The organism is Methylobacterium sp. E-046, from assembly GCF_022829625.1.
GTDB classification, from domain to species: domain Bacteria; phylum Pseudomonadota; class Alphaproteobacteria; order Rhizobiales; family Beijerinckiaceae; genus Methylobacterium; species Methylobacterium longum.
Genome location: NZ_JAKSYP010000058.1, coordinates 43,833 through 69,351 on the forward strand (window position 1 = coordinate 43,833; position 25,519 = coordinate 69,351).

Annotated in this window: 19 protein-coding genes, 1 tRNA gene and 1 pseudogene; 2 read left to right on the plus strand and 19 right to left on the minus strand. The window is 69.2% G+C overall.

Annotated features, from left to right (window positions below; genetic code table 11):
- Positions 1-47 precede the first annotated feature (47 nt).
- From MKK82_RS03530 to MKK82_RS03540, 3 genes are read right to left on the minus strand one after another with little or no spacing between them, the layout of a single operon-like run.
- Complete coding sequence (locus MKK82_RS03530; protein ID WP_238290623.1) at positions 48-854, minus strand: SDR family NAD(P)-dependent oxidoreductase; 807 nt, start codon at positions 852-854, stop codon at positions 48-50.
- 32 nt (positions 855-886) lie between these two features.
- Entirely contained in the window at positions 887-1,654 is a 768-nt protein-coding gene (locus tag MKK82_RS03535; RefSeq protein WP_238290569.1) for an enoyl-CoA hydratase-related protein, read from the minus strand.
- 11 nt (positions 1,655-1,665) lie between these two features.
- Positions 1,666-3,405, minus strand: coding sequence for an acyl-CoA dehydrogenase (locus MKK82_RS03540; RefSeq protein ID WP_238290567.1), 1,740 nt, complete (start codon positions 3,403-3,405; stop codon positions 1,666-1,668).
- Positions 3,406-3,542: 137 nt separating this feature from the next.
- Here MKK82_RS03540 and MKK82_RS03545 point away from each other — a divergent pair, with 137 nt between their 5' ends.
- Positions 3,543-4,541: an L-threonylcarbamoyladenylate synthase gene (locus MKK82_RS03545; protein ID WP_238290565.1), complete on the plus strand. Its 999-nt coding sequence runs from the start codon at positions 3,543-3,545 to the stop codon at positions 4,539-4,541.
- Positions 4,542-4,696: 155 nt separating this feature from the next.
- Here the strand turns inward: MKK82_RS03545 and wrbA are convergent, their stop codons facing one another.
- Entirely contained in the window at positions 4,697-5,293 is a 597-nt protein-coding gene (gene wrbA, locus MKK82_RS03550) for an NAD(P)H:quinone oxidoreductase (protein ID WP_243984665.1), read from the minus strand.
- Positions 5,294-5,430: 137 nt separating this feature from the next.
- On the opposite strand from wrbA, the gene MKK82_RS03555 reads away from it, so the two are divergent.
- Positions 5,431-6,303: a LysR family transcriptional regulator gene (locus MKK82_RS03555; protein ID WP_243984667.1), complete on the plus strand. Its 873-nt coding sequence runs from the start codon at positions 5,431-5,433 to the stop codon at positions 6,301-6,303.
- A gap of 6 nt (positions 6,304-6,309) precedes the next feature.
- On the opposite strand, the gene greA is transcribed toward MKK82_RS03555, so the two are convergent.
- The 15 genes and pseudogenes from greA to tuf form a co-directional block, all read right to left on the minus strand.
- Positions 6,310-6,783, minus strand: a complete 474-nt coding sequence (gene greA, locus MKK82_RS03560; protein WP_238290562.1) for a transcription elongation factor GreA — start codon at positions 6,781-6,783, stop codon at positions 6,310-6,312.
- A gap of 48 nt (positions 6,784-6,831) precedes the next feature.
- Positions 6,832-7,818: an MDR family oxidoreductase gene (locus MKK82_RS03565; protein WP_238290561.1), complete on the minus strand. Its 987-nt coding sequence runs from the start codon at positions 7,816-7,818 to the stop codon at positions 6,832-6,834.
- A gap of 67 nt (positions 7,819-7,885) precedes the next feature.
- Complete coding sequence (locus tag MKK82_RS03570; protein WP_238290560.1) at positions 7,886-8,476, minus strand: hypothetical protein; 591 nt, start codon at positions 8,474-8,476, stop codon at positions 7,886-7,888.
- 217 nt (positions 8,477-8,693) lie between these two features.
- Positions 8,694-9,791, minus strand: a complete 1,098-nt coding sequence (locus MKK82_RS03575; RefSeq protein WP_238290622.1) for a cell wall hydrolase — start codon at positions 9,789-9,791, stop codon at positions 8,694-8,696.
- A 438-nt stretch (positions 9,792-10,229) separates the two neighbouring features.
- A complete protein-coding gene (rpoC, locus tag MKK82_RS03580; protein ID WP_238290559.1) occupies positions 10,230-14,441 on the minus strand; it encodes a DNA-directed RNA polymerase subunit beta' in 4,212 nt (1,403 codons plus the stop codon).
- Between the two features lie 173 nt (positions 14,442-14,614).
- Positions 14,615-18,739: a DNA-directed RNA polymerase subunit beta gene (rpoB, locus tag MKK82_RS03585; RefSeq protein WP_238290558.1), complete on the minus strand. Its 4,125-nt coding sequence runs from the start codon at positions 18,737-18,739 to the stop codon at positions 14,615-14,617.
- Between the two features lie 245 nt (positions 18,740-18,984).
- Positions 18,985-19,362 carry a 50S ribosomal protein L7/L12 gene (gene rplL / locus MKK82_RS03590; protein ID WP_238290556.1) on the minus strand — a complete coding sequence of 126 codons (378 nt, stop codon included), beginning with the start codon at positions 19,360-19,362 and terminating at the stop codon, positions 18,985-18,987.
- Between the two features lie 49 nt (positions 19,363-19,411).
- The gene (gene rplJ, locus MKK82_RS03595; protein WP_238290555.1) at positions 19,412-19,930 is read right to left on the minus strand and encodes a 50S ribosomal protein L10; all 519 of its coding nucleotides are present in this window, start codon (positions 19,928-19,930) and stop codon (positions 19,412-19,414) included.
- A 533-nt stretch (positions 19,931-20,463) separates the two neighbouring features.
- The gene (locus MKK82_RS03600; protein ID WP_238290553.1) at positions 20,464-22,107 is read right to left on the minus strand and encodes a B12-binding domain-containing radical SAM protein; all 1,644 of its coding nucleotides are present in this window, start codon (positions 22,105-22,107) and stop codon (positions 20,464-20,466) included.
- Between the two features lie 405 nt (positions 22,108-22,512).
- On the minus strand, positions 22,513-23,211 hold the full coding sequence (gene rplA, locus MKK82_RS03605) for a 50S ribosomal protein L1 (protein WP_238290551.1): 699 nt from the start codon (positions 23,209-23,211) through the stop codon (positions 22,513-22,515).
- 11 nt (positions 23,212-23,222) lie between these two features.
- Positions 23,223-23,672, minus strand: a complete 450-nt coding sequence (rplK, locus tag MKK82_RS03610; protein ID WP_043348285.1) for a 50S ribosomal protein L11 — start codon at positions 23,670-23,672, stop codon at positions 23,223-23,225.
- A 217-nt stretch (positions 23,673-23,889) separates the two neighbouring features.
- Entirely contained in the window at positions 23,890-24,423 is a 534-nt protein-coding gene (gene nusG, locus MKK82_RS03615) for a transcription termination/antitermination protein NusG (RefSeq protein ID WP_238290620.1), read from the minus strand.
- A gap of 73 nt (positions 24,424-24,496) precedes the next feature.
- Positions 24,497-24,793, minus strand: coding sequence for a preprotein translocase subunit SecE (gene secE / locus MKK82_RS03620; RefSeq protein ID WP_238290550.1), 297 nt, complete (start codon positions 24,791-24,793; stop codon positions 24,497-24,499).
- Between the two features lie 182 nt (positions 24,794-24,975).
- A tRNA-Trp gene (locus MKK82_RS03625) sits at positions 24,976-25,052 on the minus strand.
- Positions 25,053-25,376: 324 nt separating this feature from the next.
- A pseudogene (gene tuf, locus MKK82_RS03630) lies at positions 25,377-25,519 on the minus strand (elongation factor Tu); the annotation flags it as partial.

A 25,519-nucleotide genomic window follows, 5' to 3' on the forward strand; every position in this document is an offset into this window, starting at 1 on the left:
GCGCCGGATCGGCGCACGGTGAGGTCAAACCGGCGCGCGCCCTGCCGTCACGGCGCGACGCGGAACCGCTCCGGTTGCGTGCCGTCGCTGTCCGTGAAGCCGTAGATCCGCGCGAGGTCGCCGGCATGCAGGACCGACCCGGCCCGCGTGGCGACGTTCGGGTCGGCGGCCAGCGCGGCGAGCGCCCGGCCGGCATAGAGGGGGCTTTCGGTGGCGAGCCCGTCCTGGCCCAGGTCCCGCGCCCGCTCGGTGGCGACGAAACCCGGCGAGAGGCCGAGGGCCGTGACGCCGTAGGGCGCCAGATCCCGGGCGAAGGACAGGGCCAGTCGGTTGGTGGCGGCCTTGGCGGAGTCGTAGAACACGTCGCCGAGGTAGTCCTCGGTCCCGAACGAGACCAGCGCGATCAGGCCGGCGCGTGCCGCCACCATGGCGGGAGCGACCGCGCGGGCCAGCAAGAGAGCTGGCAAAGGACCCGCTTCGAGGAACCCCAGATACGGCGCGGCCGAGCGGCGCCAGAACGGCGTCCCCCAGCCGGCCCCGTCCGGGTAGCGCTCGCCGTCGTAGCCCTCGTTGCCGCTCCAGACGCTGCAGGCCGCCACGTCGATCCGGCCGAAGCGGCGCAGCACCCAATGCACCAGCGTGTCGGTGGCGCGCTCGGAGCGGTGGTCGCAGAGATAATGGTGGCCGCGCCCGCCCGCCGCATCGACCATGCGGGCCGTGTCCTCGATCGATTCGGGCCGCAATTCGGTGCGCGCGCCCGTCTCGCTGGACCGGGCGGTGACGATCACGGTGGCCCCCGCCTCCCCCAGCGCCCGGGCGAGCCCCCGCCCGACGCCCCGCGACGCGCCCGCCACGAGGCAGATCTTCTGCGACAGGTCGGGCGCGCTCACGCCGAGGCGGCGGGCTTCGACCGCGACAGGAAGGCGGCAAGCCGCTCCTGGGACTCGGGCGAGCGCAGCTGCACGTCGAAGGCCTTGGCCTCCGCCTCAAGGGCCGCCTCGACCTGCGCCTGATCTCCGCGGATCAGCGCCCGCGAGGCCGCCAGCGCCCCGCGCGGCAGGGCGGCGAGGCGCGTGGCCTGGGCTATCGCCTGCTCCACCAGCATGTCGGCCGGCAGCACCGCGTTGACGAGGCCGAGCACCTGCGCCTCGTCGGCCTCGAGCGGCCGCGACAGAAGCAGCAGCTCGGTCGCCTTGAGCCGGCCGACCCGCAGGGGCAGCAGGTAGCTCGATGCCGCCTCCGGCACGAGGCCGAGTTCCACGAAGGGCATGCGCAGCCGCGCCGCCGGACTCGCGTAGACGAGGTCGCAGTGCAGGCAGAGCGTCGCGCCGATGCCCACCGCGATCCCGTCGACCGCCGCCACCATCGGGGTGCGGGTGCGGGCGAGTTGGCGGATGAACGACAGGGCCGGGGAGGCGCTGAAGCCGTCGCCCGCATGCCCCATGAAGTCGGCGAGGTCGTTGCCGGCGCTGAACATGCCGGGCTGACCGGCGAAGACCACGGCGCCGACCGCGCCCGAGCCATCGGCCTCGACCAGGGCCTCGCGCATGGCGTCGTACATCGCGCCGGTGAGCGCGTTCTTCTTCTCCGGGCGGTTCAGGGTGATCAGGCGGACGCCGCCCTGGAGATCGTCGATCGCGACGGTATCGGCCATGGTCGCCCTCCTCAAACCGCCAGCGCCAGGGCGGCGTCGTCCGTGAAGGCACCGCCCGCCACCACGGTCTGTTCCAGGCCTTCGGCCGCGGTGAGCAGGTTCTCGGCGTAGAACCGCGCCAGCGCGATGCGACCGGCATGGGCCGGGTCGGTCCCGCCGGCCTTCAGGGCGGCGCTCGCGGCGAGCGCACTCCGCGCGAGGCACGCACCGCCGAGCGTCAGGCCGAACAGCCGGAGGTACGGCGCTGCCCCGGCCAGCGCCGCCTCGGGCCGGTTCGAGGCGAGCGCCGCGAGCTGGTGGCTCGTCGCCCGGTCGAGGCTGCCGATCCCGTCCCGAAGCCGGGCCGCCATATGGCCGAAGGCGGGCTCCCCGGCCTTGAGCAGCCCCTCGGCGGTCCGGCGCATCCAGGCGATCTGGGACCGGACCGTGGCACCACCGTTCAGCGGCAGCTTGCGGGCGGTGAGGTCGATGGCCTGGATCCCGTTGGTGCCCTCGTAGATGCCGAGGATGCGGGCGTCGCGCATGAGCTGCGCGGCGCCGGTCTCCTCCACGAAGCCCATGCCGCCATGGACCTGGACGCCCAGCGAGGTCACCTCGTTGGCGAGATCGGTGGAGAAGGCCTTCGCCACCGGCGTCAGCAGCGAGGCGCGGTCCAGGGCCGGCCGTCCTTCAGCGCCCTTCGACGCGTCGAGGGCGGCCGCGGTGAGGTAGCAGATGGCGCGGGACGCGGCCGTGTAGGCCTTCATGGTGAGCAGCATCCGCTGCACGTCGGGATGCGCGGCGATCGGGCTCGCCGCCTCAGCGCCCCCCAGGGCCTTACCCTGGCGGCGCTCCTGCGCGTAGGCGAGCGCCCGCTGGGTCGCCGCCTCGGCGACCCCGACGCCCTGGAGGCCGACACCGAGCCGCGCCGCGTTCATCATCGTGAACATGCAGGCCAGGCCCTTGTGCTCCTGGCCGATCAGCCAGCCGGTGGCGCCGCCGTTGTCGCCGAAGGCCATGGAGCAGGTCGGCGAGGCGTGGATGCCGAGCTTGTGCTCGATGCCGGAGCAGCGCAGGTCGTTGGCGGTCCCGTCCGGCAGCACCTTCGGCACCAGGAACAGGGAGATGCCCCGCGTGCCGGCGGGCGCGTCCGGAAGCCGGGCCAGGACGAGGTGGACGATGTTGTCCGCCAAGTCGTGCTCGCCGTACGTGATGTAGATCTTGCTGCCGGTGATCCGGTAGGTGCCGTCTCCCGCGGGCTCGGCTCGGGTCCGCAGCAGCGCGAGGTCGGAGCCCGCCTGCGGTTCGGTCAGGTTCATGGTGGCGGGCCATTCGCCCGAGACCAGCTTCCCGAGGTAGCGTTCCCTCAGCGCGTCGGAACCGTGGGCCGCCAGCGCCTCGATGCCGCCCTGCGTCAGCAGCGGGCAGAGGCCGAAGGCGAGGTTGGCGCCGTTCCACATCTCGGTGCAGGCGGCCTCGATCAGCTTCGGCAGGCCCTGGCCGCCATGCTCGGCCTCGGCCGAGAGCCCGTTCCAGCCGCCCTCCGTGAAGGTGCGGTAGGCCTCCCGCCAGCCGGGCGGCGTGGTCACGCGCCCGTCCGCGAAGGGCGTGCCGTGGCGGTCGCCGATCCGGTTGAGCGGCGCGATCACGCCGGCGGCGATCCTTGCGGCCTCGCCGAGAATCGCCTCGGCGTCGTCGGGATCGACCGCCTCGAGCCCGGCCACGTGCCGGAGGGTGAACAGCATCTCCGGGACTGGGGCGCGGTAACTCATAGGATCCTCCCGTCTTGCGGCCCGCCCGCTCGTTCGACCCGCGGCGGGTTTGACCGCGCCCGCGCACCGGCGCTAGGGCGGACCGAGGATAGGCGCGCGGGTTTCGCGCCGCCACCACCCCGGAGACGGCTTCCCGCATGAATGATCCCGGGTCAACGGTCCCGGCCGCGACCCGGTGGCTCGACCCCGACGCGTCCGGCCTTGCGGAGGCGGCCGCGCTCCTGCGGGCGGGCGGCCTCGTCGCCTTTCCCACCGAGACCGTCTACGGGCTCGGCGCGGATGCCACGGACGCGGCCGCGGTGGCGCGGATCTTCGCCGCCAAGGAACGGCCGCGCTTCAACCCGCTGATCTCCCATCTTGCCGCGGTGCGGGCGGCCCTGGCCGAGGGCGTCTTCGACGCGCAGGCGCGCCGACTCGCCGAGGCCTTCTGGCCGGGTCCCCTCACGCTGGTGGTCCCGGCTCGCCCCGGCACGGCAATCTGCGATCTCGCCCGCGCCGGGTTGCCGAGCGTCGCCCTGCGGGTGCCGGCGCATCCGGTTGCCCAGGCGCTGCTGGCCGATGTCGGCCGTCCGGTGGCGGCGCCCTCGGCGAACCGGTCGGGTCGGGTCAGCCCGACCCGGGCCGCGCACGTACTCGACGACCTCGCGGGCCGGATCGCCGCGGTGCTCGACGGCGGTGACACGCCGGTGGGCGTCGAATCGACCGTGGTGGCCTGTCTCGGTGGTGTTCCGCGCCTGTTGCGGCCGGGGGGGGTCACCCGTGCCGCCCTGCGCGACGTCCTCGGTCTCGACCCGGCCGCCCCCGACGACGCGGATCCCGGACGGCCTGCCGCCCCCGGGATGCTCGCTTCGCACTACGCGCCCCGGGCGCGGGTGCGCCTCGACGCCCGGAGCGTGACGGCCGACGAGGCGGTGCTGCTGTTCGGAGAGGGGCGCCCCTCGGGCCACGAGCAGGCCTGCGCGGTCCGGAATCTCAGCCCGGCGGCCGATCTGGCCGAGGCGGCGGCCCGGCTGTTCGGAGCCTTGCGCGACCTCGATGCTTCGGGAGCCGCCACCATCGCGGTGGCGCCGATCCCGTCCGAGGGCCTGGGCGAAGCGATCCGCGACCGCCTCGCCCGGGCCGCCGCCCCGCGCTGACGGCGAAGATTTTTTTCGCCATCCGCGGAACGGACCTGTCTGCCGCCCGTTTATTGATCACGAAGGCCTTCTCAGCCCCCATTGGCCTTTTCCCCTTCAGGCTCGGAGCAATCCGAGCCTTTTTTCTTGGGCGCTGCTGAGGGAGGGGTTTCCCGTCAGGCGAGCTTGGCGGCGATCCCAGCGACGTGGCGGCCCTGGAAGCGGGCGCCCTCCAGCTCCACGGCGCTGGGCTGGCGCGAGCCGTCGCCGTCCGCGATGGTGCTGGCACCGTAGGGCGTGTTGCCCTTGACCGCCTCGACCCCGGCCTGCCCCTGGAAACTGTAGGGCAGCCCAACCACCACCATCCCGTGGTGGAACAGCACCGTGTGGAAGCTCGTCAGGGTCGTCTCCTGGCCGCCGTGCTGCGAGGCGGTGGAGGTGAAGACCGATCCGACCTTGCCGACCAGCGCACCCTTCATCCAGAGCCCGCCGGTCTGGTCGATGAACTGCTTCATCTGCGAGGCCATGTTGCCGTACCGGGTGGGCGTCCCGAAGATGATCGCGTCGTAATCGGGGAGTTCGGCCACGGTGGCGATCGGCGCCGCCTGATCGAGCTTGAAGTGATTCTGCCGGGCCGCTTCCTCCGGCACCAGTTCCGGCACGCGCTTCACTACGGCCTCGGCGCCGGCCTCCCGGGCGCCCTCGGCGACGGCGTAGGCCATCTGCTCTACGTGCCCGTAGCTTGAGTAGTACAGGACCAGAACCTTGGCCATGGGGTGATTCTCCCGCGTGCGTGACGATGCGCCGGCCGGATCACCGGCGGCGCGGTGCTCCTCCATGACGCGTTTCGCTGCTTGCAAAAATGCCATCTGGTGCAAAACTGGGTTTGCACCAGAGCAAGGATACCGTCGTGCCGCTGGATTGGGACGAGTTCCGTTTCGTTAAGGCGGTGTCGGATTGTGCGGGGTTGACGGCCGCCGCCGCACGGCTCGGGATCAACCATTCCACGGCCTTCCGCAGGCTCTCGGCGCTCGAGGCCACGCTCGGAACGCGGCTGTTCGACCGCCTGCGCACCGGCTACGTGCCGACCGCCTGCGGGCGGGCGATGATCGAGGCGGCGACCCGGATCGAGGACGACATCACCCGGTTCGAGCGGGTGGCGGCGGGCCGCGGCGACACGCCGTCGGGCGAGTTGCGCGTGACCGCGCCGGCCGGCTTCGCGTCGAACCTGCTCATGCCGATGCTGGCGTCGTTCGGTGCGCGCTATCCGGACATCCGGATCGCCCTGATCCTGTCCGAGGACGCCCTCAACCTGTCGCGGCGGGACGCCGACGTGGCGATCCGGGTGACCCGCGACCCGAGCGAGACCTTGGTCGGGCGCCGGCTCGCCGCGGTGGCCTGGGCCGTCTACGGCCTGGCCACGCGCGACTACGGCGACTTGGCGGTGGAGGACTGGGTCAGCCCGGGCCCGAGCGTGGTGGGAGGCTCGTTCACGCCGTTCGTGGCGGCGCGGGCGCCGGCCGACCGGATCAGGCTGCGGATCAACACCGTCACCGGGCTCGACGCCGCGATCCTGGCAGGCCTGGGCGTCGGCCCCCTGCCCTGCTTCACCGCCGATGCCGATCCGGCGCTGCGCCGCCTGTCGGGTCCGCACCCGGAACTCGGCGCCGACCTCTGGGTGCTGACGCATCCGGATCTGCGCCACGCGGCGCGGGTCCGGGTCTTCATGGAGCATGTCGCGGAGGCGATCCTGCCGTTGCGGCCGCGCTTCGCGGGCGGCTGAACGGGCTCAGCGGATCTCGACCAACTCGACCTCGTGGCCGTTGACCTCGACCACGTCGCCCACCGTCTTTCCGGTGAGCGCGCGGGCCAGGGGCGCCACGTAGGAGATCGAACCCTTGTGCGGGTCAGCCTCGTCCTCGCCGACGATGTGGAAGGTCTGGCGCGTCTCCTTGCCGGACTCGTCTTCCCGCAGCACCGTGACGGTCGAGCCGAACTGAACCGTGTCGCCCCCCTTGGCCTCCACGAGTTGCGCGGTGTTCTTCCGCGCGGCCCAGTAGCGGAGGTCGCGTCCGATCCGGGAATCCTCGGCCTTGTCGGCGGGATCCAGGGACGCGACCTCCTTCTCTAAGCGCGCGACCTCGGCCTCGATCTGCGCGAGGCCTTCCGGCGTAACGAAGTTGGTATGGGGCGAGATCGGCCGGTCGGGCAGGTTCTCGAAAGCTTCCCCGCCCTCGGGCTCTTTGACGAATGCAACGCTCATGAAGCAAAAAACAAGGCTGGAACGGCAGCGGTTCCATGCAGGCGGGATTTAACCTACCTCCACCACGGTCCGGCCCCGGACCTTGCCGGCCAGGATCTCCGCACCGAGCCGGCCGACTTCCTCCAGGCGGACGCGACTCGTCATGGCGGCGAGCTTGCCGAGGTCGAGGTCGCGAGCGAGCCGCGCCCAGGCCTCGCGGCGCTTCTTCTGCGGAGTCGTGACGCTGTTGATGCCGAGCAGCGAGACGCCGCGCAAAATGAACGGGGCCACCGAGGTCGGCAGGTCCATGCCCTGCGCCAGCCCACAGGCCGCGACGGCGCCGTCGGCCTTGGTCATGGCCAGCACATTGGCGAGCGTGGTCGAGCCGACCGCATCGATGCCGGCCGCCCAGCGCTCCTTGCCGAGCGGCTTGCCGGGCTTCGCCAATTCGGCCCGGTCGAGAATCTCGGCGGCGCCGAGCCCCTTGAGGTAATCCGCTTCGCCATCCCGGCCCGTGGAGGCGATCACGTGCCAGCCCGCCCGCGCCAGCAGCGCCACCGCCACCGAGCCGACGCCGCCCGAGGCGCCGGTGACGATCACCGGTCCGTGGCCGGGCGTGACCCCGTGCGCGTCGAGCGCCATGCAGCACAGCATCGCGGTGTAGCCGGCGGTGCCGACCGCCATGGCCTGCTCGGGGGTAAGCCCCTGGGGCAGCGGCACCAGCCAGTCGCCCTTGACCCGGGCACGCTGCGCGTAGGCGCCGAGATGCGTCTCGCCGACGCCCCAGCCGGTGAGCACCACCGAATCACCCGGCTTGTACTCGGGATGGTCCGACGTCTCGACCACGCCGGAGAAGTCGATGCCGGGGATCATCGGGAAGCGACGGACCACGGGTGACGTGCCGGTGAGCGCGAGACCGTCCTTGTAGTTCAGGGTGGAGTGCGTGACCCGCACGGTGACGTCGCCGTCCATGAGGTCGGCGTCGTCGAAGTCCCGGAAGGCCAGATTCTGGCCGGCCTCGCTCTTCTCGACCACCCAGGCCTTGAACGTCCCCATCGACACCTCCTGCGTTGGGCGGTGAGGTGTCGCCGGGACGCCCGGAATCAAGGCGGCCGGGCCGGGATCAGTACCCTTCGTAACGGCTGCCGTAGGAGAAGCCGAGACCGACGCCGATATCCGACGCGCTGGCCCCGGTGATGCCCATCGCGTCCGGGATCGAACCGACCAGCGGTCCGCCATAGGCGGCCGGACGATAGCCGTAGCCGCCGTAGCCGCCGGCCGGCACCCAGCCGGCACGGGCCGGCGCCACCAGGACTCGGCGGCTGACGCTCGCGTATTCCGGCGGGATGGTCTCGGGGATCGACTGCGCCGGACGCACCAGTACGGTCCGGGTGCGGACGGCGAAGCGCGGCGGCGTGGTGACCCAGCAGCCGATCAGCTCACCGCCGGGGCCCCGGCTCGTCTGCCAGAACCGGCCACCGGGCGAGACCATCACGCGCTCGGACACGGTGTCGTAGACCGGCGGGGTGGTCCGGTAGACCGTGCGCGGCGGACGCACCAGCACGTTCTCCTGCACGGTGTCGTAGACCGGCGGCGTGACCACGTGGCGGTAGCATTCGGTTCCGTAGCAGCCGCCGGCCTGGGCGGGTGCGGCGAGCATCAGGCCGCCCAGGGCGGCGGCGAGAAGGGCGGTGCGAGCGACCGGCGCGGTCATGGAAGTCCTCTGGTACGCGATACAGCGAGAAGCGTCGCGATGGCGGCGCTCGTCTCGACGTACCAGAGGCCAGAGTCGTTGCCCGACTCGCAAGCATTATCGGGAACGAAGGTAAAATTAACCCTTGATTTCGACTGCTTAGTCGTCGCCTACCTAGGTAGCATTGTTCTGATTAACGATAGTCTCTCTTATGAAGTCCGGCGCGGTCTGCATCGTCTCAGGTCTGGCCGGCGCGCAGCTGGTAGAAGATGTGCCGGCCGATCACGTCCATCTTGCGCAGGCGGCGTGACCAGCCCGGCCGCACGTAGTCGGCGTGGTAGTGGGTCGCGGCGCCGACCTCGGCGAGGTAGGTCCGGCCCTCGATCACCGAGCGGGCGATGCGGGTCGCCGATTCCCAGGCGCCGGCATCGGTGATGCGCAGCGACTTGCCCTCACAGGCGAAGGAGAATTGGCAGCCCATGTAGTGGTGCCGGTTCTGGTAGACGACGCCGCAGACGCTGCTCGGATAGAGGCCGCTCTTGACGCGGTTGAGCACCACCTGGGCGACGGCGGCCTGACCGGCCTCCGGCTCGCTGCGCGCCTCGAAATAGACGGCCTCCGACAGGCAGCGCTGCTCCTTGTCGAGGGATTCCGGGTCGATCAGGTCGGCGTAGCGCCGCCGCGCGTCCTCCGGCACCGGCTGGACGCTGTCCGGGCGCTCGGTGCGGATCGCGAAATCGGGCAGCGCGAGGCTGGCCGCGGCGACTTCCACGGGGATCGCGTCCGCGGGTGCCGGAGTGGTGGACGACAGGGCGACCGCCCGGGGCACCGGCGGCGTCGAGCCGTCGAAGCGCGCGGGGTCGCCGTCCTCGGTGAGATCGGCCGTTCCCGCACCCGTGGAGGCGGCGCTGCCGGCGCCGGTGGTCAGGCCGAGATCGGGGACGGGCACGAAGGCGGCCTCCGGCTCCGAATCCGGATCCCAGACCGCCGAGCCCTGGGTCAGCACGCCGCTGACGCTGCCGGTCACGTCGCCGAACAGAAGGGCGGCCCCGGACTCGCGCAGGGCGGCGGCCCGGCGGGCGAAGCTCGCGGCCGGGGGCCGCGTCGGGTTGCCCTTGCCGGCCCGCTGGACCACGGGGAACACGTGCGCGCCGGTCTTGAACTCCGCCTGGGGCGGCTCGTCGCCGAGACGGCGCAGGCCGGCACCGATCAGGAGGGTGCCGGGCGGCAGCGCCGGCACCGTGTTGGCATCGATCACGCCGCGGCGACTCGACCCGATGGCGTTCTCCGTCCCGGCATCCGCGGTGAACGACACTAGGAGGCCGAGCCCGACCATCCAGGGCGTCATGGCCGCCGAGAGCCATCGCAGGCTCGATTCCCGTCGTCCTCGTCTCGTTCCCACAACGCCAGACCCGTACTCACGCACCCGAACCGACCCCAGCCTCCCCGTTTCCAGGGTCTTTGTGCGGCCGTGCGGGATTTATCGCCCGACATGGTTGAGGGCCGGTTAAGCCGGCGGCGTGGGCGCCGTCCCGCGCCGGGCGGCGGACAGCCTCCATCCTCGTCAGGGGGTGTTCCGACGCTGCGGAGCGGCGCCCGAATCCGGAATCGCGGAGGCGCCGAGATCCTGCGGGATCGTGGTGCCAGCGACCGCCCCCGCCCGGGCCGCGGGCGAATGCCGGCGGGTCCGAGGGCGACGTGTGGCCGAGGTACCCCGGGAACGAAAAAGGGCGGCCCGAAGGCCGCCCTCTCTCCTTTGGTTCTGCCGCCTGCCTCACTCGGCCGCGGCGGGCGGAAGCTCCTCGACCGGCATCGCGCCGCTCTCGGACTGCTTCTGCTGCAGGATCATCGCGTCACGACGGCGGGCGATGGAACGGATATCCGCCACCATCGAGCCGGTGCCGGCCGGGATCAGCGAGCCCACGATGACGTTCTCCTTGAGGCCTTCCAGGGTGTCGACCTTGCCGTTGACCGCCGCCTCCGTGAGGACGCGGGTGGTCTCCTGGAACGAGGCCGCCGAGATGAACGACTTCGTCTGCAGCGACGCCTTGGTGATGCCGAGCAGGACCGGGACGCCCTGGATCGGCTTCTTGCCCTCGGACAGAAGCTTCTCGTTGAAGTCGGTCAGCTCCGTCCGGTCGATCTGGTCACCCGCGAGGATGTCCGAGTCGCCGCCGTCGGTCACCTCGACCTTCTGCAGCATCTGGCGGACGATCACCTCAATGTGCTTGTCGTTGATCGACACGCCCTGGAGCCGGTAGACCTCCTGGATCTCGTTGACGAGGTAGGCCGCGAGTTCCTCCACGCCCTTGATCGCCAGGATGTCGTGCGGAGCCGGGTTTCCGTCGACGATGTAATCGCCGAGTTCGACCACGTCCCCGTCCTGCAGGTGGATGTGCTTGCCCTTCGGGATCAGGTACTCGACCGCCTCCGAGCCGTCATGCGGCGTCAGCGTGAGCCGACGCTTGTTCTTGTAGTCGCGGCCGAACGCGATGGTGCCCGACTTCTCGGCGATGATCGCCGCGTCCTTCGGGCGCCGGGCCTCGAACAGCTCCGCCACCCGCGGCAGACCGCCGGTGATGTCGCGGGTCTTGGCCGAGTCGGTCGAGACGCGGGCCAGGATGTCGCCGGCGTTGACCTTCGCACCCGGATCGAAGCCGATGATGGCGTCGACCGGCAGGAAGTAGCGGGCGTCCGAGCCGCGGGGCAGCTTGAGCGCCTTGCCGTCCCGATCGACCACGACCATCGCGGGCTTCAGGTCCGAGGTCCGGGCCGAACCACGCCAGTCGACGACGACGCGCTTGGCGATGCCGGTCGACTCGTCGGTGGTCTCGGTCATGGACTGGCCGTCGACCAGATCCTCGTAGGCCACGAGGCCGTCGACCTCGGTGAGGATCGGACGGGTGTAGGGATCCCATTCGGCGATCCGCTGCCCGCGCTTGATCTTGTCACCCTCGTCGACCCGGAGCTTGGCGCCGTACTGCAGGCGGTGGACCGCCCGCTCGACCCCGTCCGACCCGACGACGACCACCGCCACGTTGCGGCCGGTGGCGATCAGATCGCCATCGGAGTTCTTGGCGATCGCCCGGTTGCGGATCTTGATCGTGCCCTCGAAGCTCGACTCGATGAACGACGAGTCGGCGATCTGGGCCGCACCACCGATGTGGAAGGTGCGCATCGTCAGCTGCGTGCCCGGCTCGCCGATCGACTGCGCCGCGATGACGCCGACGGCCTCGCCCATGTTGACGGGCGTGCCGCGGGCGAGGTCGCGCCCGTAGCAGGTGGCGCAGACGCCGCTCTTGGTGGCGCAGACCAGCACCGAGCGAATCTTCACCTCCTGGATGCCGGCGGCGTTGATCGCCGGCAGGTGACGCTCCTCGATGGTCTCGCCGGTCTTGACGATCACCGTGCCGTCCGCGGCCACGAGATCCTCGGCCGTGGCGCGGCCCAGGATGCGGGTGGCCAGCGTCGCCACGACCTGGCCGGCATCGACGATGGCGCGCATCTTGATGCCGTTGGTCGTGCCGCAATCCACCTCGCGGATCACGGCGTCCTGGGCCACGTCGACGAGGCGGCGGGTCAGGTAGCCGGAGTTGGCGGTCTTCAGGGCGGTGTCGGCCAGGCCCTTACGGGCACCGTGCGTGGAGTTGAAGTACTCCAAAACGTCCAGGCCTTCCTTGAAGTTCGAGATGATCGGGGTTTCGATGATCTCGCCCGACGGCTTGGCCATGAGGCCGCGCATCGCCGCGAGCTGCTTCATCTGGGCGGGCGAGCCGCGGGCGCCGGAGTGGCTCATCATGTAGATCGAGTTGATCTGCTTGTCGGCGCCGTGCTCGTCCTTCTGGACCGCGGAGATGCGGCCCATCATCTCGGCGGCCAGCTTGTCCGAGCACTTGGCCCAGGCATCGACCACCTTGTTGTACTTCTCGCCCTGGGTGATCAGGCCGTCGTTGTACTGCTGCTCGTAGTCCTTCACGAGCGCGCGGGTCGTGTCGACGATCGACCACTTGTTCTCCGGCACGACCATGTCGTCCTTGCCGAACGAGATGCCGGCCTTGAACGCGTGGTTGAAGCCGAGCGCCATGATCCGATCACAGAAGATCACCGACTCCTTCTGACCGCAGTGGCGGTAGACGGTGTCGATCATCGCCGAGATCTCCTTCTTGGTCATCAGCTTGTTGACGACTTCGAAGGGCACCTTGGCGTGCTTCGGCAGGGCGCCGGACAGGATCACCCGCCCCGGCGTGGTCTCGTAGGTCTTGATCAGGGGCTGATTGTCCGGACCGATGCCCGTCCAGCGCCACTTGATCTTGGTGTGCAGCGACACGGCCTTGGCGGCCAGGGCGTGCTCCAGCTCGCCCATGTCGCCGTAGACGCCCTGCATCGGGTTCTTGGCGTTGTCCGCCTTGAACTCGCCCGGCATGCCCTCGGCCACGATCGACAGGTAGTAGAGGCCGAGAACGATGTCCTGGCTGGGCACGATGATCGGCTGACCGTTGGCCGGATGCAGGATGTTGTTCGTCGACATCATCAGGACGCGCGCTTCCAGCTGCGCCTCGAGCGACAGCGGGACGTGCACGGCCATCTGGTCGCCGTCGAAGTCGGCGTTGAACGCGGCGCAGACCAGCGGGTGCAGCTGGATCGCCTTGCCCTCGATCAGCTTCGGCTCGAAGGCCTGGATGCCGAGGCGGTGGAGCGTCGGCGCGCGGTTCAGCATCACCGGGTGCTCGCGGATCACTTCATCGAGGATGTCCCAGACCTCCGGCTTCTCCTTTTCAACCAATTTCTTGGCCTGCTTCACCGTGGCGGAGAAGCCCTTGGCGTCGAGGCGCGCGTAGATGAACGGCTTGAACAGCTCCAAGGCCATCTTCTTGGGCAGGCCGCACTGGTGCAGCTTCAGCTCCGGACCGACCACGATGACCGAGCGGCCCGAGTAGTCGACGCGCTTGCCGAGCAGGTTCTGGCGGAACCGGCCCTGCTTGCCCTTCAGCATGTCGGCGAGCGACTTCAGCGGGCGCTTGTTGGCACCCGTGATGACGCGGCCGCGGCGGCCGTTGTCGAACAAGGCGTCGACGGCCTCCTGCAGCATCCGCTTCTCGTTGCGGATGATGATGTCGGGGGCACGAAGCTCGATCAGCCGCTTCAGGCGGTTGTTGCGGTTGATGACGCGGCGGTACAGGTCGTTGAGGTCGGAGGTCGCGAAGCGGCCGCCGTCCAGCGGGACCAGCGGACGCAGGTCCGGCGGGATCACCGGCACGACCGTCAGGATCATCCATTCCGGCTTGTTGCCGGACATCTGGAAGGCCTCGATGATCTTGAGCCGCTTCAGGAGCTTCTTGGGCTTCAGCTCCGAGGTCGTGACCGCGATCTCCTCGCGCAGATCGTTGGCGATCTTGTCGAGGTCGAGCTCCTGCAGAATGCGCCGGATGGCCTCGGCGCCGATCATGGCGGTGAAGCTATCCTCGCCGTACTCCTCCTGGGCGCGCAGGTACTCCTCCTCGGACAGGAGCTGACGCTCCTTCAGGGGGGTGAGGCCCGGCTCGATGACGCAGTACGACTCGAAGTACAGGATCCGCTCGAGGTCCTTGAGCGCCATGTCGAGCAACAGGCCGATGCGCGAGGGCAGCGACTTGAGGAACCAGATATGCGCCACCGGGGCGGCCAGCTCGATATGACCCATGCGGTCGCGCCGGACGCGCGCGAGGGTGACCTCGACGCCGCACTTCTCGCAGATGACGCCCTTGTACTTCATGCGCTTGTACTTGCCGCACAAGCACTCGTAGTCCTTGATCGGCCCGAAGATGCGCGCGCAGAACAGGCCGTCGCGCTCGGGCTTGAAGGTCCGGTAGTTGATGGTCTCGGGCTTCTTGATCTCGCCGTACGACCAGGAGAGGATCTTCTCCGGGGACGAGATCGAGATCTTGATCTGGTCGAAGCTGACCGGCGTGGCCTGCTGGTTGAAAAGGTTCATGACCTCTTGGTTCATGATCCGCTCCTTGTTGACGCCGACAGCCCCGCGCCGGGCCACCGTGTCCTGAAAAAGATCCGGCGCCGCGCCCCGCGCGGGCGCTGCTCACCGTCGTCAAATCCGGAAGGCCCTTCCCCTCCCCGCTCGACCGTGGCGGCCCGAAGCCGCCACGGGAGGTGTGGTTCTCAGATCTACTCGGCCGCGTCCGCCGGCGGCTCAAGCTGATCGTTCGCCGCCTTCTTGGAGGAGGTGAGCTCGACGTTGAGGCCGAGCGAGCGCATCTCCTTGACGAGCACGTTGAAGCTCTCCGGGATGCCGGCCTCGAAGGTGTCGTCGCCGCGGACGATCGCCTCGTAGACCTTGGTGCGGCCGGCCACGTCGTCCGACTTCACCGTGAGCATCTCCTGCAGCGTGTAGGCCGCGCCGTAGGCCTCCAGCGCCCAGACCTCCATCTCGCCGAAGCGCTGGCCGCCGAACTGCGCCTTTCCGCCCAGCGGCTGCTGGGTGACGAGGGAGTACGGACCGATCGAGCGCGCGTGGATCTTGTCGTCCACGAGGTGGTGGAGCTTCAGCATGTAGATGTAACCCATCGTGACCTTGCGGTCGAAGGGCTCGCCGGTGCGCCCGTCGTAGAGCGTCGACTGCGCCGAGCGGTCGAGCCCGGCCATCTCCAGCATCTGCTCGATGTCGGCCTCCTTGGCGCCGTTGAACACCGGAGTGGCCATCGGCACGCCGCGGCGGACGTTGTTGCCGGCCTCGGCCAGCTCCTCGTCCGTCAGGCCGTCGAGCTCGCCCGGGGAGTAGATCGCCGTCATCTCCTCCCGCAGCGGCGCGATGTCCTGCGACTTCAGATAGGCATCCACCGCCTTCGACACCTTGCGACCCAGGCCCGCAGCCGCCCAGCCCAGGTGCGTCTCCAGGATCTGGCCGACGTTCATGCGCGAGGGCACGCCCAGCGGGTTGAGCACGATGTCGGCATGCGTCCCGTCCTCGAGGAACGGCATGTCCTCGATCGGCACGATCCGCGACACGACACCCTTGTTGCCGTGACGGCCGGCCATCTTGTCGCCGGGCTGGATCTTGCGCTTCACCGCCACGAAGACCTTGACCATCTTCATGACGCCGGGGGGCAGCTCGTCGCCGCGCTGCAGCTTCTCGACCTTGTCGAGGAAGCGCTGCTCGAGGCGCTTCTTCGACTCGTCGTACTGCTTCTGCATCGCCTCCATCTCGGTCATGAGACGGTCCTCGATGACGGCGAACTGCCACCATTGCGAGCGCGGGTAGTCGTTGATCAGCTCGCGGGTGAGCGTGGTGTCCTTCTTGAAGCCCTTCGGGCCGGCCACCGGCGCCTGGCCGATCAGCACGTCCGCCAGGCGGGCGTAGGTGTTGCGGTCGAGGATCGCCTGCTCGTCGTCGCGGTCCTTGGCGAGGCGCTCGATCTCCTCGCGCTCGATCGCCTGGGCGCGCTCGTCCTTGTCGACGCCGTGGCGGTTGAACACCCGGACCTCGACGATCGTGCCCGTGACGCCCGGCGGAACCCGCAGGGAGGTGTCGCGCACATCCGAGGCCTTCTCGCCGAAGATGGCGCGGAGCAGCTTCTCCTCCGGCGTCATCGGGCTCTCGCCCTTCGGGGTGATCTTGCCGACGAGGATGTCGCCGGCGTTCACCTCGGCACCGATGTAGACGATGCCGGCCTCGTCGAGGTTCTTGAGCGCTTCTTCCGAAACGTTCGGGATGTCGCGGGTGATCTCCTCCGGCCCGAGCTTGGTGTCGCGGGCCATCACCTCGAATTCCTCGATGTGGATCGAGGTGAACACGTCATCCTTCACGATCCGCTCGGAGAGCAGGATCGAGTCCTCGAAGTTGTAGCCGTTCCACGGCATGAACGCGACGAGCACGTTCCGGCCGAGCGCCAGCTCGCCGAACTCGGTCGAGGGACCGTCGGCGATGATCTCGCCCTTCTTCACGAACTCGCCGACGCGGACGAGCGGCTTCTGCGTGATGCAGGTCGACTGGTTGGAGCGCTGGAACTTCTGTAGGCGGTAGATGTCGACGCCCGGCTTGTTGGCGTCGGCCTCCTCGGTGGCGCGGATGACGATACGGGTGGCGTCCACCTGGTCGATGATGCCGGCCCGGCGGGCCGCGATGGCGGCGCCGGAATCCCGGGCGACCACCGCCTCCATGCCGGTGCCCACGAACGGGGCGTCGGCGCGGACCAGCGGCACCGCCTGGCGCTGCATGTTCGAGCCCATGAGGGCGCGGTTGGCGTCGTCGTTCTCCAGGAACGGGATCAGCGCCGCGGCGACCGAGACGAGCTGCTTGGGCGAGACGTCCATGAGGTCGACGCGCTCAGGGCCCACGACGATCACGTCGCCGGCCCGGCGGCAGACCACGAGGTCCTCCGTCAGCTTCTTGTTCTCGTCCATCTGGGCGTTGGCCTGGGCGACGTAGTACTTCGCCTCCTCCATGGCCGACAGGTACGCGACCTCGTTGGTGACCACGCCGTCGCGCACGCGGCGGAACGGGGTCTCGATGAAGCCGTACTTGTTCACCCGCGCGAAGGTGGCCAGCGAGTTGATCAGGCCGATGTTCGGGCCTTCCGGCGTCTCGATCGGGCAGATGCGGCCGTAGTGGGTCGGGTGCACGTCGCGCACCTCGAAGCCGGCGCGCTCGCGGGTCAGACCGCCCGGGCCGAGGGCCGACAGGCGGCGCTTGTGCGTCACCTCGGAGAGCGGGTTGGTCTGATCCATGAACTGCGACAGCTGCGACGAGCCGAAGAACTCGCGCACGGCGGCGGCCGCGGGCTTCGCGTTGATCAGGTCCTGCGGCATGACCGTGTCGATGTCGACCTGGCTCATGCGCTCGCGGATGGCGCGCTCCATGCGCAGGAGGCCCAGGCGGTACTGGTTCTCCATGAGCTCGCCCACCGAGCGGACGCGGCGGTTGCCGAGATGGTCGATGTCGTCGACCTCACCCTTGCCGTCGCGCAGCTCCACGAGCGCCTTGACCACCGCCAGCATGTCCTCCTTGCGGAGCGTGCGCACGGTGTCGGCGGCATCAAGGTCGAGGCGCATGTTCATCTTCACGCGGCCGACCGCCGAGAGGTCGTAGCGCTCGGAATCGAAGAACAGCGAGTGGAACATCGCCTCGGCGGTGTCGAGCGTCGGCGGCTCGCCCGGGCGCATGACCCGGTAGATGTCGAACAGCGCACCCTCGCGGCCGGAATTCTTGTCCACCGCCAGCGTGTTGCGGATGTAGGGACCGACGTTGACGTGGTCGATGTCGAGCACCGGCAGCTCGGTGGTGCCGACGTCCTCGAGGCTCTTCAGGAGCTTCTCGGTGACCTCTTCGCCAGCCTCGGCCCAGATCTCGCCGGTCTGCGCGTTGACCAGATCCTCGGCGATGTACTGGCCGACGAGGTCCTCGTCGGTCGCCTTGAGGAACTTGGTGCCCTTGTCGGTGATCTGGCGCGCGTTGCGGGCGTTGAGCTTCTTGCCGGCCTCGAGAACGACCTCGCCGGAATCGGCGTCGATCAGGTCGACCGTGGCCTTCATGCCCTTCATGCGCTCGGCATCGAACGGCACGCGCCACTCGGTGCCGTCCCGGTCGTAGATCACCTTGTTGTAGAAGGTCGACAGGATCTCCTCGCCGTCGAGGCCCAGGGCGTAGAGCAGCGACGTCGCCGGCAGCTTGCGCTTCCGGTCGATGCGGACGTGCACGATGTCCTTGGCGTCGAACTCGACGTCCAGCCAGGAGCCCCGGTACGGGATGATGCGGGCGGCGAACAGGAGCTTGCCCGACGAGTGGGTCTTGCCCTTGTCGTGGTCGAAGAACACGCCCGGCGAGCGGTGCATCTGCGAGACGATGACGCGCTCGGTGCCGTTGACGATGAAGGTGCCGTTCTCCGTCATCAGGGGCATGTCGCCCATGTAGACGTCCTGCTCCTTGATGTCCTTGACCGACTTGGCCTGGGTGTCGGGATCGACATCGAACACGATGAGGCGGAGCGTCACCTTCAGCGGCGCCGCGAAGGTGATGCCGCGCTGGCGGCACTCGTCCACGTCGTACTTGGGCGCCTCGAAGGTGTAGCGCACGAATTCGAGAAGGGCCGTGGAGGCGAAGTCGGAGATCGGGAACACCGACTTGAACACGCTCTGCAGCCCCTCGTCGCCGCGCCCGCCTTCGGGCTCGTCGACCATCAGGAACTGGTCGTAGGACGCCTTCTGAACCTCGATGAGGTTCGGCATCTCGGCAACTTCCTTGATCTTGCCGAAGAACTTCCGAATGCGCTTGCGACCGACCAGCGTGTTGGCCATGTGACCTCGCTCCTACCCGCGTACCTCTCGCCCGGGGAAGCGTTCCCGAAAGGGACCTCCCGCACCGGGCCGCGACGCGCGCCCCGCCGGGCCGCGCCACCGAACCGAATCTCTCGCCGGCCCCTTCCGGGACCATCCGCCGAAGCGGCCTAAAGCCCGCGGGCGCAACACCCGCGGGCTCCGGTCACGACAGGCCCGAAGCGGGCCTCCGTGAGTTGACGGGCCGGAACCGGCCCATCGTCGACTTACTTGAGCTCGATCTTGGCGCCAGCCTTCTCGAGCTGGGCCTTGAGCTTCTCGGCCTCGTCCTTGGCGACGCCTTCCTTGACCGGCTTCGGCGCGCCCTCGACGAGGTCCTTGGCTTCCTTGAGGCCCAGCCCGGTGATCGCGCGGACCTCCTTGATGACCTCGATCTTCTTGTCGCCGGCGGCGGCGAGGACGACCGTGAACTCGGTCTGCTCCTCGACGGCGGCGGCGCCACCACCGGCGGCCGGGCCGGCGGCCACGGCGACGGCAGCGGCGGCCGAGACGCCCCACTTCTCTTCGAGCATCTTGGCCAGGTCAGCGGCCTCGAGCACGGTCAGCGAGGACAGGTCGTCGACGAGCTTGGCAAGATCAGCCATTTTGAATTCCTCTCAGATATCGGTTCGAACGGGTGATTTTTGAAGGGCCTCAGGCGGCCTCGTCCTTGGTGGCATAGGCCCCGAACACGCGGGCGAGCTTGGCCGCCGGCGCATTGACGACCTGAGCGATCTTCGTCGCGGGCGCCTGCACGAGGCCCACGATCTTGGCGCGCAGTTCGTCGAGGGACGGGAGCGAGGCGAGGGCCTTCACGCCGTCCAGGTTCAGGGCGGTCGCACCCATCGCGCCGCCAAGAATCACGAGCTTGTCGTTCGTCTTGGCGAAGTCGACCGCGACCCTGGCGGCGGCGACCGGATCGCCCGAATAGGCGAGCAGGGTCGGGCCCTTTAGGAGCGGCTTGATGGAGGCGACGTCGGTGCCATCGAGTGCGATGCCGGCGAGGCTGTTCTTGGCGACCTTCACGGTGGCGCCGGCCTGCTTCATCTGCGAACGCAGCTTCTGCATGTCGGCGACCGTGAGGCCCTTGTAGTGGGCCACGACGACGACGGCGCTCTGATTGAACACGCCGTTGAGCGTCGAGACGAGATCAGCTTTAGCTGTCCGGTCCACTGGGCTCTCTCCGGTTGGCGGAACCCGAATTCGGGCCCGCCGGTTGCACATGCCGCCCGGACGTTCTCTCGGCCTAGAGACCGTGAACGTCCGAACGACGCTTCGCGGCCCTGTCCCCGCGCGTGCCCCGGAAGGCCGCCTCGGGCGAGTTGGTTCAAACCGATACCCCTCCGCGACCCAGGGCCGAGGCGAGGCTTTTCGAAATTCGGTCTTCCCCGTCTGTGCAGGCGGTGGGGATTAAGCCGGCGAACCGGCACCTGCAGTCTCGGACAGGACATGGCCGGGCAAGGCTCCGCGGGGCTCGTGGCCCCTCGGATCCTGCCGGCCTTTGCCTCCCGGTTGCCCGGGCGACATTTCGAACGGAAACCGGCCGATCGGCCGTCTCCCTTAGTGACGATGAAATGCGTGAGGCGCGGTGTATAGAGCCTAGCAAGCCGCCTGCCAAGGGCCGAAGCGCGACTTTTCCGCCGCAGGCAAGGGCTTGCGGCGGAGCCGAGCCGGCCATGGTCGGCCCGGAGTCCAGCCCGGCGCCGCTAGGCCGCCTCGCGCTCCGGCGCCAGCTTGCGACGGGCCGCCTCCCACCAGCTCCGGTCGCGGGCCTCCTTCGCCTCCGCGGCCTTGGCGGCGTAGAAGGAGGCGTTGTGCTCGCCGCGCAGGGCCTCGCGGGTGAAGCGGATCAGGTGATGGGCCACGAAGCCCATGTTGAACACCGCCTCAATCTGCCCGCGCTTCAGCGCGTAGCCGGCCGCACTCCAGAACGGACGGCGATAATCCGAGAAGATCCCGACCCGCGTGATGATGTTGAAGCCGAGGATCAGCCCGCGCCGCAGGTTGGTGAAGGTCAGCTTGCCGGCGGTCGGCGTGGTGATGCGGTTCGGATAGGTCACCGCGCACTGGTGCTTGAAGCGCTCGAAGATCTTGTCCGGCTCGTAGGCATGCGCGATCGCCCGGCGCCAGCTCTTCACGACCGAATCGTGCGGGCGCTTGAACAGGACGTTCGACTCCAGGCTCGCGTCGTGCAGGAGCCGTCCCTCCCGCTCCAGCCGATCCCAGAGCGGGGTCTTGGGCAGGGCCTGGAGCAGGTTGATGGTCAGCACGGGGATGGCCGAGCGGTCGATGAAGTCGATCAGATTCTGCTCGGATTTGTCGGTGTCGGAGTCGAGGCCCAGGATGATGCCCGAGGTCACCTCGAGCCCGTAGGCATTGAGGGTCTCGATGGCCTCGTACATGGGCACGGCGGCGTTGTGGGTCTTGTCGATGCCCTTGAGGGCCTCCGTCTCCGGCGTCTCGATCCCCACGAACACCGTCATGAAGTTGGCCTGCCGCATCAGCTCGAGGATCTCGGGCTGCTTGGCCATGTTGAGCGTCGCCTCGCAGGCGAACTGGAGCGGGTAATCGTTCTTCTTCTGCCACGCCACCAGGTGCGGCAGCATCTCGCGGGTCGCCTTGCGGTTGGCGATGAAATTGTCGTCCACGAAGTAGACCACCGCCGGGTGGCCCGGCTGGCTGATGATCGCGTCGAGCTCGGCGCACATCTGCTCGGGGCTCTTCAGCCGCGGCTGGCGCCCGTAGAGCTGCGGGATGTCGCAGAACTCGCAGCGATACGGGCAGCCCGAGGAGAATTGCAGGGAGCCGATCAGGTAGCGCTTGAGCGGCGCCGCCTCGTAGGCCGGGGCCGGGAAGTCCGCGAGTGCGAGGCGCTCCTTGGTCTCTAGCACCACCTGGGCGGGCGGTGGCGTCAGGTCGGCGTCGAGGCGCGTGACCAGCTGGTCGGTGGCGTCGCCGATCTCGCCCACGTGGAGGTAGTCGAAATCGCCGTACTTCTCCGGGGCGCCCGAGACGGACGGCCCGCCCAGCACCGTGACCTTGCCGGCCGCGCGGGCGCGGTCGCGGATGTCGTGGATCTGCGGTTCCTGGATGTGCATCCCGGAGACGAAGACCGCGTCCGCCCAGGCGAAATCGGCCGGGCCGGCGCGGCGGATATTCTCATCGACGAACCGACATTCCCACGTCTCCGGCATGTAGGCCGCGATCAGCAGCAGCCCCTGCGGCGGCATGAACGCCTTGACGCCGCCCATCAGCGGGTAGGCGTGGGAGAATGTCCCGAAGGAGGGTGTGTAGGCGGGAAAGACGCACAGGATGCGTCGCTTGGAGGTGACCGTCAGGGTGCATCGCATGGCGGCCTATCTAGCACAGCTATTCGGATTGGCGCCCCCTCCGCGGTTGAGAATGGCGTGAGGCACGAAGGTTCTGAGCCGCGATTGCCGCTTGCCTCCGGGCCGCGCCCGCGATCGGCCTCGGCTGCGCCCATTCCTGTCCGCAAACGGGACCGCAAGGGATAATTCGCCGCGCCCCGGCCGGGACGCGTGGAGCGCCGTCGAGGGTGATCCGGAATCCATCGGCCCCGGCCCCGGTGCGGTGCCCTCGGCCCTGCGCACGATCGCGCCAAACCCGAGACGGGCGTGCCGTAGCCCGGTTCGCCAGGATGTCGAGGGGGACATCCGCCCTTCGAGATCCCCGCAACGGAAAACGCCCGGCCGTCTCCGGCCGGGCGCTCCGCAGGGCTGACGATCCGCCCGGTATCAGGCGGTCAGGACCGTGTTCGGCTCGACCTTCACGCCCGGGCCCATCGTCGAGGTGACGGCGATGCGCTGGACGTAGGTGCCCTTGGCGCCCGCGGGCTTCGCCTTGGCGACGGCGTCCGCGAAGGCCTTGATGTTCTCGACGAGCTTGTCGGCGTCGAACGAGACCTTGCCGACGCCCGCATGGACGATGCCGGCCTTCTCGACGCGGAACTCCACCGAGCCGCCCTTGGCGCCGGCGACGGCGCTCTTCACGTCCATGGTGACGGTGCCGACCTTGGGGTTCGGCATCAGGCCGCGCGGGCCCAGCACCTTACCGAGACGGCCGACCAGCGGCATCATGTCGGGGGTCGCGATGCAGCGATCGAAGTCGATCTTGCCGCTCTGCACGATCTCCAGGAGATCCTCGGCGCCGACGATGTCGGCACCCGCGGCCTTGGCGTCGTCCGCCTTGGCGCCGCGGGCGAAGACCGCAACCCGCACCGTCCGGCCGGAGCCGTTCGGCAGGTTGCAGACGCCGCGGACCATCTGGTCGGCGTGACGCGGATCGACGCCGAGATTCATCGAGACCTCGACAGTCTCGTCGAACTTCGCGGTCGCCCGCTCCTTCACGAGCTTGATCGCCTCGTCGAGGGCGTAGAGCTTCGTGACCTCGATGCCCTCGCGGGCGGCGCGGATGCGCTTGCCTTCCTTAGCCATGATGTCCTCCCTCAGGCCGTGACTTCGAGGCCCATGGCCCGGGCGGAGCCGCGGATCATGGCAACGGCCGACTCGATCGAGTCGCAGTTGAGGTCGGGCATCTTCTTCTCGGCGATCTCGCGGAGCTGCGCCTCGGAGATCTTGCCGACGGTCGGGCCCTTGCCCGGGGTCTTGGAGCCGGAGGCCGGCTTCTTGCCGAGCTTCAGGCCGACGGCCTTCTTCAGGAAGAAGGTGACCGGGGGCTGCTTCATCTCGAAGGTGAAGGAGCGGTCCTGATACGCGGTGATGATCACCGGGATCGGGGTGCCCTTCTCCATCTGCGCCGTCTTCGCGTTGAAGGCCTTGCAGAATTCCATGATGTTGAGGCCGCGCTGACCGAGCGCGGGACCGATCGGCGGCGACGGGTTCGCCGCGCCGGCCGGGACCTGAAGCTTCACGTAGCCCGTGATCTTCTTCGCCATGGGACTGCTCCCAATGAGAATCCGCCCCCACGCGGCCTGAAGCGCGGCGGGTCGGACGGTTGCAGGTCGCGGTGCGAGCCGTGGATCCCGGAGGCGAGGCCGGGCGGTTCTCCCGCGGATGATGCCGCTTCCTCAGGGGGGAGCGGCAAAGTCACGGCCGCCGCTCAGCGGCGGCCGGAACGTGGGGGCAGCCCCTCGGCCGCCGAAGCCCGGAGCCTCAGGCCTTCTCGACCTGGGCGTATTCGAGCTCCACCGGGGTGGCGCGGCCGAAGATCGACACGGCCACCTTGAGGCGGGAGCGGGCCTCGTCGATCTCCTCGACGGTGCCGTTGAAGCTGGCGAAGGGGCCGTCGGCGACCCGGACGGTCTCACCGATCTCGAAGGACACCGAGGGCTTGGGCCGGTCGACGCCCTCGGCGACCTGTCCCTTGATCCGCTCGGCCTCGGCGTCGGGGATCGGCACCGGCTTCGACTTGTCGGCGCCGAGAAAGCCCGTGACCTTCGGGGTGTTCTTGATGAGGTGATAGACCTCGTCGGTCAGGTCGCACTTCACCAGCACGTAGCCGGGGAAAAACTTGCGCTCGGCATCGACCTTCCGGCCGCGGCGCACCTCCACGACCTTCTCGGTCGGGACCATCACCTCGTCGAACAGCTCGGTCAGCCCGCGCTGAGCCGCCTGATCCTTGATGGACTGGGCGACCTTGTTCTCGAAGTTCGAGTAGGCGTGGACGATGTACCAGCGCTTCGACACGGTTCCGTTCAACTCCGACAAGTCCGCGGGGCCCTCCCCGATCGGCGGCGGGCCGCCCTCGGGCGCCCGCGATTCAGACGCCCAGGATGAGGCCGACCACGAACCGCAGCGCCTGATCCACCACCGTGAAGAACAGGCTCGCGGCCACGACCATCACGAAGACCATGATGGTCGTGATGGTGGTCTCCCGACGGCTGGGCCACGTGACCTTGCGGGCCTCGTCGCGAACCTGCGCGAAGAACTCGCCCGGGGTGGCGCGCTTCTGCGGCACCCGGGCCGGCGTGGCCGGCCGGGCCGGCGGCGGGTTCGCGGGACCGCGGGCCGCGCCGCGCACCAGGTCCACCTTCTTGGTCGCTTCGTTCGATGCCATGGCGCCAGTGTCTGTGCGTGTTCGGCCCCGAGGCAGAGACCGCGTCCGGGAATGCGAATGTCGGCGCCGAGGACCCGGATGGGTCCGCACCGACGGTCGCTTCAGATCTCGGATTGGGCTCGCTCTAGCGCAACTCCCCCGGCTTGTCGACCGGGCCGCCGCGCGGGATCGGGCTGAATGTCTGGCAGGAGTGGAGGGACTCGAACCCGCAACCTCCGGTTTTGGAGACCGGCGCTCTGACCAGTTGAGCTACACTCCTAGCGCACCGCCCAATGCCTCATCGCGATCCGGCTTGCAAGGGGTTGCTTGGGGTTGCGTGCGGGAAGCGATGTCGCCCGGCAACGGGAGGACGCCGCCTGGGCGTGCATCCGGGGGCGCCCCTGTCGGTACCCGTCGCCGGATCCCTGCCTTGCGCCGGCGCCGCACGCGGACGCGGGTGGATCGGTGGTGCGTGCCGGAACCCGATCCACGGGCCTCGCGCAGGAAGCGCCTCGACGTCCGTCCGGAAAAAGAACGCCGGCCCCCGCTCGAGTCGGAGGCCGGCGTCGACGATGCGGCGCGTCGCGGCGCGCCGAACCGGATCTCAGTCGTTGATGGCGGCGACGACGCCGGCGCCGACGGTGCGGCCGCCCTCGCGGATGGCGAAGCGCAGCTTCTCCTCCATGGCGACCGGCACGATCAGGACCACGTCCATGGTCACGTTGTCGCCCGGCATCACCATCTCGG

What these genes read in the sequence shown, in the direction of transcription:
- MKK82_RS03535 (WP_238290569.1), bottom strand. Translation starts at nt 1,654, where the DNA reads ATGGCCGATACCGTCGCGATCGACGATCTCCAGGGCGGCGTCCGCCTG.
- MKK82_RS03540 (WP_238290567.1), bottom strand. Translation starts at nt 3,405, where the DNA reads ATGAGTTACCGCGCCCCAGTCCCGGAGATGCTGTTCACCCTCCGGCAC.
- MKK82_RS03545 (WP_238290565.1), top strand. Translation starts at nt 3,543, where the DNA reads ATGAATGATCCCGGGTCAACGGTCCCGGCCGCGACCCGGTGGCTCGAC.
- wrbA (WP_243984665.1), bottom strand. Translation starts at nt 5,293, where the DNA reads ATGGCCAAGGTTCTGGTCCTGTACTACTCAAGCTACGGGCACGTAGAG.
- greA (WP_238290562.1), bottom strand. Translation starts at nt 6,783, where the DNA reads ATGAGCGTTGCATTCGTCAAAGAGCCCGAGGGCGGGGAAGCTTTCGAG.
- MKK82_RS03565 (WP_238290561.1), bottom strand. Translation starts at nt 7,818, where the DNA reads ATGGGGACGTTCAAGGCCTGGGTGGTCGAGAAGAGCGAGGCCGGCCAG.
- MKK82_RS03570 (WP_238290560.1), bottom strand. Translation starts at nt 8,476, where the DNA reads ATGACCGCGCCGGTCGCTCGCACCGCCCTTCTCGCCGCCGCCCTGGGC.
- MKK82_RS03575 (WP_238290622.1), bottom strand. Translation starts at nt 9,791, where the DNA reads ATGGTCGGGCTCGGCCTCCTAGTGTCGTTCACCGCGGATGCCGGGACG.
- rpoC (WP_238290559.1), bottom strand. Translation starts at nt 14,441, where the DNA reads ATGAACCAAGAGGTCATGAACCTTTTCAACCAGCAGGCCACGCCGGTC.
- rpoB (WP_238290558.1), bottom strand. Translation starts at nt 18,739, where the DNA reads ATGGCCAACACGCTGGTCGGTCGCAAGCGCATTCGGAAGTTCTTCGGC.
- rplL (WP_238290556.1), bottom strand. Translation starts at nt 19,362, where the DNA reads ATGGCTGATCTTGCCAAGCTCGTCGACGACCTGTCCTCGCTGACCGTG.
- MKK82_RS03600 (WP_238290553.1), bottom strand. Translation starts at nt 22,107, where the DNA reads ATGCGATGCACCCTGACGGTCACCTCCAAGCGACGCATCCTGTGCGTC.
- rplA (WP_238290551.1), bottom strand. Translation starts at nt 23,211, where the DNA reads ATGGCTAAGGAAGGCAAGCGCATCCGCGCCGCCCGCGAGGGCATCGAG.
- rplK (WP_043348285.1), bottom strand. Translation starts at nt 23,672, where the DNA reads ATGGCGAAGAAGATCACGGGCTACGTGAAGCTTCAGGTCCCGGCCGGC.
- secE (WP_238290550.1), bottom strand. Translation starts at nt 24,793, where the DNA reads ATGGCATCGAACGAAGCGACCAAGAAGGTGGACCTGGTGCGCGGCGCG.